This is a genomic window from Nonomuraea sp. NPDC059194 (assembly GCF_042754765.1).
Lineage (GTDB): Bacteria > Actinomycetota > Actinomycetes > Streptosporangiales > Streptosporangiaceae > Nonomuraea.
Genome location: NZ_JBHZBH010000087.1, coordinates 1 through 8,605 on the forward strand (window position 1 = coordinate 1; position 8,605 = coordinate 8,605).

The 8,605-nt window shown below is 70.9% G+C and carries 7 protein-coding genes and 1 pseudogene; 4 read left to right on the top strand and 4 right to left on the bottom strand.

All coding sequences use genetic code 11. From position 1 onward, the window contains the following. Both ACFXJ8_RS43570 and ACFXJ8_RS43575 read left to right on the top strand, forming a co-directional pair. Positions 1-663: pseudogene (locus tag ACFXJ8_RS43570) on the top strand (hypothetical protein); the annotation flags it as partial. Continuing rightward, entirely contained in the window at positions 663-1,697 is a 1,035-nt protein-coding gene (locus ACFXJ8_RS43575; RefSeq protein WP_379651399.1) for a hypothetical protein, read from the top strand. The pseudogene ACFXJ8_RS43570 and the gene ACFXJ8_RS43575, both read left to right, overlap by 1 nt. On the opposite strand, the gene ACFXJ8_RS43580 is transcribed toward ACFXJ8_RS43575, so the two are convergent. Genes ACFXJ8_RS43580 through ACFXJ8_RS43595 form a run of 4 tightly spaced genes read right to left on the bottom strand, consistent with a single transcriptional unit; the run spans position 1,694 to position 7,426 of the window. Continuing rightward, positions 1,694-2,383, bottom strand: a complete 690-nt coding sequence (locus ACFXJ8_RS43580; RefSeq protein WP_379651401.1) for a hypothetical protein — start codon at positions 2,381-2,383, stop codon at positions 1,694-1,696. The genes ACFXJ8_RS43575 and ACFXJ8_RS43580 overlap by 4 nt on opposite strands. A gap of 11 nt (positions 2,384-2,394) precedes the next feature. Next, positions 2,395-3,720: a hypothetical protein gene (locus ACFXJ8_RS43585; protein ID WP_379651403.1), complete on the bottom strand. Its 1,326-nt coding sequence runs from the start codon at positions 3,718-3,720 to the stop codon at positions 2,395-2,397. Then, positions 3,717-5,090 (bottom strand): GT4 family glycosyltransferase PelF, encoded by a 1,374-nt coding sequence (gene pelF / locus ACFXJ8_RS43590; RefSeq protein WP_379651405.1) that lies wholly within the window; start codon positions 5,088-5,090, stop codon positions 3,717-3,719. Before pelF ends, ACFXJ8_RS43585 begins: the two co-directional genes overlap by 4 nt. Next, a complete protein-coding gene (locus tag ACFXJ8_RS43595; RefSeq protein WP_379651407.1) occupies positions 5,087-7,426 on the bottom strand; it encodes a hypothetical protein in 2,340 nt (779 codons plus the stop codon). The genes pelF and ACFXJ8_RS43595 overlap by 4 nt, the downstream gene beginning before the upstream one ends. 124 nt (positions 7,427-7,550) lie before the next feature. Here ACFXJ8_RS43595 and ACFXJ8_RS43600 point away from each other — a divergent pair, with 124 nt between their 5' ends. Further along, a complete protein-coding gene (locus ACFXJ8_RS43600) occupies positions 7,551-8,375 on the top strand; it encodes a BTAD domain-containing putative transcriptional regulator (protein ID WP_379651409.1) in 825 nt (274 codons plus the stop codon). Continuing rightward, entirely contained in the window at positions 8,369-8,548 is a 180-nt protein-coding gene (locus ACFXJ8_RS43605) for a hypothetical protein (protein ID WP_379651411.1), read from the top strand. The genes ACFXJ8_RS43600 and ACFXJ8_RS43605 overlap by 7 nt, the downstream gene beginning before the upstream one ends. The last annotated feature ends 57 nt before the right edge of the window (positions 8,549-8,605 follow it).

Consider the following 8,605-nt stretch of genomic DNA (forward strand, 5'->3'; position numbering starts at 1 on the left):
TCGAGCGCGTCAGCGAGGAGCTCTCCAAGCTCGCCAAGGACGTGGAGACCAAGGAGCAGATCGCCTCCACCGCCTCCATCTCCGCCGGTGACGTCCTCATCGCCGAGGCGATGGACAAGGTCGGCAAGGAAGGCGTCATCACCGTCGAGGAGAGCAACACCTTCGGCCTCGACCTCGAGCTCACCGAGGGCATGCGCTTCGACAAGGGCTACCTCGCCCCGCTGTTCATCACCGACTCCGACCGGCTCGAAGCGGTCCTGGACGAGCCGTACGTCCTGCTGGTGAGCGGCAGGATCTCCGCGAACAGGGACGTGATCCCCTTGCTCGACAAGGTCGTGCAGGCGGGCAGGCCGCTGCTGGTCATCGCCGAGGACATCGAGGGCGAGGCCCTGGCCACCCTGATCGTCAACAAGATGAAGGGCGTCTTCCGCTCGGTCGCGGTCAAGGCACGAGCTGAAGGAGCGCAAGCACCGCATCGAGGACGCCGTTCGCAACGCGAAGGCGGCCGTCGAGGAGGGCATCGTCCCCGGTGGTGGCGTGGCCCTGCTGCAGGCCGCCTCCATCGCGGCGCTGTTCCTGACCACCGAGGCGGTCATCGCCGAGAAGCCCGAACGGGCCGAGAGGGGCCCCGCCATGCCCGGCGGCGCGGAGATGGGCTTCTGATGCGTGCCTACGGAATCACCTACGACACCGGCTTCACCTCCGCCGGGTCCACCACCCACGAGCCCTTCGACCCGGAGGCCGTCCGCCGCGAGATGCGGATCATCCACGACGACCTGCACTGCGACGCCGTACGCATCACCGGAGGCGTGCAGGACCGCCTCGAGACCGCCGCGCGCCACGCCGCCGACGCGGGCCTGGAGGTCTGGTACTCGCCGTTCACCAACGGCCTGACGCAGGACGAGCTGATGGCGTTCCTCCTCGACGGCGCCGAGCGAGCCGAACGCCTGCGCCGGGCGGGGGCGCGCGTCGTGTTCCTCACCGGTTCCGAGATCAGCCTGTTCACCGGTGGCTTCCTGCCCGGAGACGGCCTGGAGGAGCGGCTGGCAGTGGTCACCGACCCCGAGCGGATGCGCGCCGCCCTCCCCGGACTGCACGCCGGCATCAACGCCTTCCTCTCCCGAGCCGTCGCCGGGGTGCGGGAGCGCTTCGGCGGCCAGGTCGGCTACGCCTCCCTCCCTTTCGAGGGCGTGGACTGGACACCGTTCGACCTCATCGCCACCGACGCCGGTTACCGCGACGCGTCGACGCCGCCGGGCTGGATGGAGGGCCTGCGGGCGCAGATCGCGCAGGGCAAGCCGTTCGCCGTCACCGAGTTCGGCTGCGCCACCCACCGGGGAGCCGCTGCCCTGGGCGGGCGCGGCGACTCCATCGTCGAATGGGACGAGCGCGCCCGCCCCCGCCTGGTCTCGGCCGTCACCAGGGACGAGGAGGAGCAGGCCGGGTACGTGCTCGAACTCCTCGGCAGCTACACGGAGGTGGGCGCGGACACGGCGTTCGTCAACACGTTCGCCAGCCGGCACCTGCCGGCCTCCGACGACCCCGGGCGGGACTTCGACACCGCCGCCTTCGGCGTCGTCAAGATCCTGGAGTACGGCACGGGCGCCGCGTACCCGGGACTGCCCTGGGAGCCCAAGGCCGCCTTCCACGCCCTGGCCGACTACGGACGCGCCAGGCGCGAGACGGCCCCCCGCTAGGTCCGCGACAGGATGCGGTCGCTCACGAAGCAGAGCATGCCGTACTCGGTGGCCCGCCGATGGGCGAACTCGGACAGTTCGGCGGTGTCGGCGTAGTCCAGCGCGTACAGGTCGAGGTCGTACTCCAGGAGCTGCTCGGCCACGGTGGCGTGCACCTCCAGCACGTCGTCGGGCCAGGGCGCGTAGGTGTGCTCGTCGACCCAGCGGGCGGAGAACGACTCGAACAGCACGCCGTCGACCAGCTCGGCCATCCGGGGCAGCAGGCCGAAGCCCCGGTTGGCCAGCAGGTAGTCGGGCCTGGCCTCCTCCCTGATCGCGGCGATGAGCGCGAGCAGGTGCGGCAGGTCCTCCGGATAGGTCTGTTCGAGGTTGAGCGTGTCGAGGAACAGCCCGGTGAACCCGGTCGCGATCGCCGCCTTGGCCTGGTCGACCACGTGACCGACCCAGCGCGGGTCGCCGACGTGGACGAACGCACCGCCCCAGTCGGGGTTGCGTTCGTTCCGATGCCACGGTGCGGGCGGTCCCACGTCCTCTGAGAGAGACAGGTAGCCGAGCGTGTGCACGCCATGGCCCTTGAGTACGGCCAGCTGCGCCGCGTCGTAGAAGTCGGCCTGCAGGACGACCTTGTCGTAGACGGCGAGCCGGTCGAGCCGCCCGTCGCCGTAGTAGAAGCAGATCGGTTTCACGCGCGCTCCGTTCAGCGGTAGTACCAGACGTCCCTGAGGCCGTGCGACATCAGGGCCAGCAGGACGGACAGCAACAGCAGGGCGGCCGCCAGGAACAGCAGGACGTCGGCCAGCACGTCGCGCGGCAGCAGCAGGCCCGCACCCGGATGCAGCAGCAGCGCGGCGCCCTGCGCGAGGCAGAGCTCGACCAGCCTGCCCTGGTTGGCCAGCAGGAACGCCATGAAGTAGGCGCCGCCGAGCACGACGTGCGCCGCGGCCATCACCACGCCAGGCAGGCTGACCTGCGTGAACGCCACGGGCACCGCGGTGAGGACGGCCAGCGCCGCGATGGATCCGCCGAGCCCGCGCACCAGCAGCCGGTGGCCCTGGGCGGTGAACTCGGCCGGATAGCAGACCTGCCTGACCACGCCGCGCACCGCCGCGTCGAACCGGTGCGCCTGCCACTCCAGCACGCCCATGCCGAGCACGAGCCCCGCCCCGGTGATCGCCAGGTCGGGCCTGGCCACGACGTAGGCGGCCTCGGCCTGCAGCAGGAAGGCCGCGGTCAGGCCGCTGTAGAGGGCGGCGACGCCCAGGTCGCGGTCGAGGGGCACCGGCCCGTCCGGCCGCGACGGCCTGGTCAGCAGGACGGCGGCGCAGGCGACCGCGCTGATCGACACCACGCCGAGCGTGACCGCCGCCAGCGCGACGAGCGGATGCCCGGTGACCACATAGAGCACGCCCGCGCCGGTGGCGGGCAGCATGAGGGCCGCGAGCAGCCCTTCGCGCCGGTGGAACAGCAGGATCCCCGAGCAGATCTGGAACGTCAGCTGGGCCACGGCCAGCACGACCGTCGACGCCGGGCCGTCCCACAGCATCGCCGTGCCGCCCGCGAGGACCACGCCCGCGACGAGCCCCCACCGCAGCGTCCTGGCCGCCGTGCCGGGCGAGCCGCGCCCGACCAGCCCGTAGGCGATCCGCGACAGCACCGAGCCGAGCACCCAGCCGATCCCCGTCGTGACGACCAGCCCCGGCATGAGCCATTGCACGCCGATCAGCGCGGTGACGGCGGGCAGCAGGGCGGCGGGCATCGCGTAGAGCGGCCCGTGCACCAGGGAGCGCCAGGCGGCCACGGGCAGTTCGGTGGGCGGGGGCGCGGGCTCGTCCCTGCCGAGCCTGGCGTAGACGGCCTCGGCCAGCGAGAAGACGTCCGGGTGCCCGTAGCGCTCGCGCGCCACCTTGTCGTTGAGCCCTTCCGACTCCAGCGCGGCGGCCACCTGCAGCGGCTCGACCGCCTGGGAGAGCCTGGGGCGCACCTGCTCGACCAGTTCGTCGAGCGGTTCGATGATGATCTTCATGCGACGACTTCCTGGTAGACGCCCCGGTAGTCGGCCAGCGACTGCCGTAACGTGAACCGCTCCATGACGCGGACCCTGGCCAGGGTGCCGAGCCTGCGCCTGAGCGGCCCGTCGGTCAGCAGCCGCAGCGCCGCCTCGGCCACCGCCAGGTGGTCGCGGGGCGCGACGACGTAGCCCGCGCCCGCCACCGCCTCGGAGACGCCGCCGACGTTCGTGCACACCACGGGCCTGCCGCAGGCCATCGCCTCGACCACGGTGTAGGGGAAGCCTTCGGAGATGCTGGTCAGCGCCACCACATGGCCCGCGTGGTAGGCGTCGAGCGGCGCGGCGACCCTGCCCTCGAAGACCACCGACGCGTCGAGGCCGAGCTCGGCGGTCAGCGCCACGCAGCTCGCGTGGTACGACTCGTTGCCCTCCGGCACGCCGCCGAAGATGCGTAAGCGCGCCTCCGGCAGCTTGTCGCGGATGACGGCGAAGGCGCGGATCAGCGTGTGGATGTCCTTGAGCGGGTCGATCCTGCCCATGAACACCAGCGTCGGCCGGTCTGGCTCGCCGGTCGCGAGGGGGAAGTCGGCGGGGTCGACGCCGTTGTACATCACCCTGATCCTGCCGTCGTCGGCGCCGCCCCGCAGCTGCCAGCGCTTGTTGTAGGAGGAGTGCGGGGCGATCCGGTCGGCGATCGCGTACGACGCGCCCGCCAGCCGCCTGAAGAAGCTGAGCAGCAGCACCCGTACGGCGTGCGAGGCGGGTTCCGTGAGGTACTGCAGGTACCGCTCGCGTAGGTAGACGCCGTGCTCCGACAGCACGATCGGCGTGCCGTACCGCCACTTGGCCGCCATCGCGACGAGCATCGACAGGCCGTTCATCGCCACGTGCGTCAGGTCGGTGCGGACGGGAGGCTCGGTCAGCGGTCGCAGCATGTGGCCGAGCAGGTGGGCGGCGGTGATCGCGTCGGCCAGGTTGATGCCGTCCATGCGCTGGCCGTACCAGCGGTCCATCAACAGGGTGAGCGCCCGCGGCCCGGTCAGCGCGCCGAGCAGGTCGCCGCACTGCGACAGCTCCCGCAGCACGGCGAGGAAGGCGCGGCTGCCCTCCCCCATGACCGTGGGGGTGAGGATGAGCCGCAGGAACTCCTCGTACGCCGCGGGGACGGGCGCGGGCCTCCTGGCCTGCTGCCGCCACAGCGGCACCGCGGTCACCCTGTCGAGGTTGCCCGGCCTGTCCCAGACCGGGCGTTCGGCCCCGTCCACGGTGAGCGTCACGACGTCCCAGCGGTAGTCCGGCATGCCCCGGATGAGCTGGTCCATCCAGACGCTCACGCCCCCCATGGCGAACGGGTAGGTGCCCTCGGAGACGAGCGTCACTCTCACGGGCGCACGCTCGCGGGGACCGTGAGCGGGGCGCCGGGGCTGAGCGCGATCCTGGCGACCTTGTCCGTCCCGTACGGCACAGCGCTCGCGTCGGCGTTGGTCGCGAAGACGCCGCCCGCCGCGTCGGAGGTGAAGGTGATGGTGGCGGCCTGCCGGTCGAAGACGGCGTCCACGTGCGGGAGCGCGGCGAAGTGGGCGTTGCGCGCCTCGACGTAGGCGGCCAGCTCGCCCCAGGTCGGAGTGAGCACCGGCACCTTGTACCAGCCCTTGTACTTGGTCATCACGGCGTTGAGCCAGTCGAAGACCAGGTTCGGCGTTCCGCGCAGGTTGCCCTGGTGGAAGGTGTGCGAGTAGACCGAGCCCGACATGACGTGCTGGAGCGCGACGTCGCTCTCGTGCCCCACGATCTGGCTGTAGGTCTGGTTCACGGGCCAGTAGGGGAACTTGCCGTTCGGGCCGTAGTAGGAGTTGTAGAAGTACGTCTGCTCGGCGGGCGTCGTCACGTGATAGGCCACGTTGGTCGGCCAGTCGGGCACGACCAGCAGCGACGGCTCGAGCGGGTGGGAGGTCCCGCAGTTGAAGCACGCCGGCCGGTGGCTGGCGAACGACATGTTGCCGTGCAGGTACTTCACGCCCGCCGCCTTGGCCGCCGCCAGCAGGTTGGGGTTGGAGGCGGCCAGGCCGTGGTCGGTGGGCGGGTCGATGTCGTTGCCGGGGTCGGGGTGGTAGACGCCGAGGCCCGAGTACTCGCCCGTCTTCAGCACCGTCCTGTCGACGGCCAGTCCGAGCCGCTGGGCCCTGGCGAGGTTGTCGACGATCTCGTTGTAGCTGGTCTGGTAGTCGGTGGCGTTCATCTTGGGATGGGTGAAGGTGTGGTTGATCCACGCGAACGCGCTCGCCCTGCACCTGGAGTAGCTGGTCAGCGGGTCGGGGCTGAGCAGGGTGAGCACACACGTCCTGGGCGCGGCGGGGTTGGCGCCCTCGCCGTTGAAGGCCAGGTTGAGCCTGAAGTTCGCGGCGAGCGGGTTGGTGGCGCGGAAGTTGCGCTGCTGGTTGTAGGTGCTGTCGGCGTCGTTGCGGCTGATCCTGAAGCCCGGGTTGTCGTCGACGGTGCCGTCGGTCCTGAGGTGCGAGGTGTGGGAGAACAAGTCGTCGACGTCCACATTGAGGTAGTGGCGGCGCTCTCCCAGCATCACGCCCCGCGTGGCCCAGCGCAGCAGGCCGTACGTGAGCAGGTCGGCCTGCGGCAGGTACTGGTTCGAGGTGAACGTCAGCGCCATCCGCTCGCGCCCGTCGGCCGAGGTGCTCCTGACGCCCAGGACATCGCTGCCCATGGTGAGGATCGGGTCGGCCTGGCAGCCCTGCTGGACGACGCTGCGGTAGACGTAGGACTGGCTGATCGGGACCGTGCCCTTGAGGTGGTCGAAGACGGCCGCGCCGGCGGGGGTGAGCGTGGCGTTGACGGGTGTGGTGCCGATCCCGCCCTCGCTGCCCTGCCGCAGGCAGTAGTCCTCGGGGAAGGTGCCGTAGGCGGTGTAGAGGGAGACCTGCCTGACCGCGAAGTCGCGTTCGTAGGCCCACAGGGCGTTCCACTCGTCGCCGTCGAGGCCGCTCACGAACCCGTTGCCGCCGTCGTGGAGCAGCGCGTTGTTGGTCAGCAGGATCGCGTCGTACCTGCCGACGCCGTCCTGTCTGACCAGCGCGGGCAGGGGCTGCGACCTGCTCTCGACCACGTCGTACGGCATGCCGACCCGGTCGAGGGTGGCCTTCCAGGTGGCCAGGCCGAAGTCGTCGGCGTCGACGGCGATGACGAGCGCCCTGAGCGCGACCTTCCCACCCGTCGCGGCGGTTTGGGCCGCCCCGGGGTTCTGCTCGGTCGTCGCGGCTTTGGAGTCGGCCGCCCCGGGGTTCCGCTCGGTGGACGTGACGCCGGATTCGCCCGACTCGGGACTCCGCCCGGTCGTCGTAGCTTCGGGTTCGGCCGCCCCGGGGCTCTGGCCGGTCGTGGTGGCGCGGGGTGGAGTGGTGGTCGCACGGGGGCCGGGTGTCGTCGCGCGCGGCCGGGCCGTCCTGCCGTTCTGCTCGGCCGCCTGGAGGCCCTCGTCGACGGCGATCGCGCCCCTGGTGGTCTTCGGGAGCGGGCGTGCCCTGCCAGGCTTGGGGCGGTCGACGTCGGATCGCAGCGGCGCGCCGTGGGCGTGCGGCTCCTGGGCCGGCCCTGTCGCGGTCGGGCGCGGTGGCGTGGCGGGGTCGGCAGGCTTCCGCGCGGCGGTCGAGGTGGCGGGGAAGGCGGCGATGAGGCCGACCGCGACCGGCACAAACCAGGCCTTTTTCATGACATGCCCTCTCTTGGTGGATTTTAAGCCCGCGAGGCCGGTGACTTCTCGCTTGAGTGTGGGTTCGGAGGATTTCTCTTCGGTTTCTCCTCCATTTCTCGATCCGCGCTTCTATCCTCCGTTCGTGGAAAAGCTCTTGAGCGCCATGGAATTTAGAATTCTGGGCGCGCTCGATGTCATAAAGGACGATCGCCCCTTACCGGTCAGGTCCGGCAAGCAGCAGGCGCTGCTCGCCCTCCTGCTCTGCCAGGCAGGCAGGGTCGTCCACAGCGACGTGCTCGTCGACTCGCTGTGGGGCCAGGAGGCCGGCGACCAGGGCGTCAAACGCCTCAGGCTCCATCTGCACCGGCTGCGGCGCACGCTCGGCGCGGCCGACGCCATCGTTCACCGCGCCCAGGGCTACACGCTCGACATCCCGCCGTCCGCCCTCGACGCCCGCCGTTTCGAGACGCTGGCCCACCAGGGCGGACAGGCGTTGGCCGCGGGCAGGGCCGCCCAGGCCAGCGAGCTCCTGCACGCCGCGCTGTCGCTGTGGCGCGGGCCCGCCCTGTCGGGGCTCGAGGACCTGCCACCGCTCCACCAGGAGGCGACCAGGCTCAACGAGGAACGACTGTCCGCCCTGGGCGACTGCATGGACGCCGACCTGCGGCTACGCCGCCACGCCGACCTCATCGGCAGGCTCTCGGTGCTGGTGGACGAACACCCGCTGCAGGAGCGCTTCCGTGGTCAGCTCATGCTCGCCCTCTACCGCACGGGCCGCCAGGCGGAGGCGCTGGAGGTCTACCGGGCGGGCAGGCACCTCCTGGCCAGAGATCTCGGGCTCGAGCCCGGCGCGGAGCTGCGCCGCCTGGAGGTCGCCATCCTGACCAGTGACGCCTCGCTGGCGGTGTGCGCACCCCCGCGTACGACGCACGCCAGGCGCCGCCGTACGCGCTGCCCGCGATGCTGATCGCCGCGCGGGACCCACTCATGAAAACGCCAGGAAACGAAATACCGCTTTCGGCGCTGTTCACGAAGAAAGCAGCCCGGTATTCGCCTTTCACCCGCAACCGCTTTTCTTCGCCAGATGTCGGCTGGTCAGCCGCCAGGGCTGATGCGTTCTCACGTGGTGAGACCAAGTAGCTGAAGTCCGTCGGCGGGATGGTTGCGGTAATGATCGGTGGCGGCGGCGATGTTGGT

Bases quoted from the DNA above. Each gene is read 5' to 3' on its own strand.
- ACFXJ8_RS43585 (WP_379651403.1), bottom strand. From the start codon at position 3,720: ATGAAGATCATCATCGAACCGCTCGACGAACTGGTCGAGCAGGTGCGC.
- ACFXJ8_RS43595 (WP_379651407.1), bottom strand. From the start codon at position 7,426: ATGAAAAAGGCCTGGTTTGTGCCGGTCGCGGTCGGCCTCATCGCCGCC.
- ACFXJ8_RS43575 (WP_379651399.1), top strand. From the start codon at position 663: ATGCGTGCCTACGGAATCACCTACGACACCGGCTTCACCTCCGCCGGG.
- ACFXJ8_RS43605 (WP_379651411.1), top strand. From the start codon at position 8,369: ATGCTGATCGCCGCGCGGGACCCACTCATGAAAACGCCAGGAAACGAA.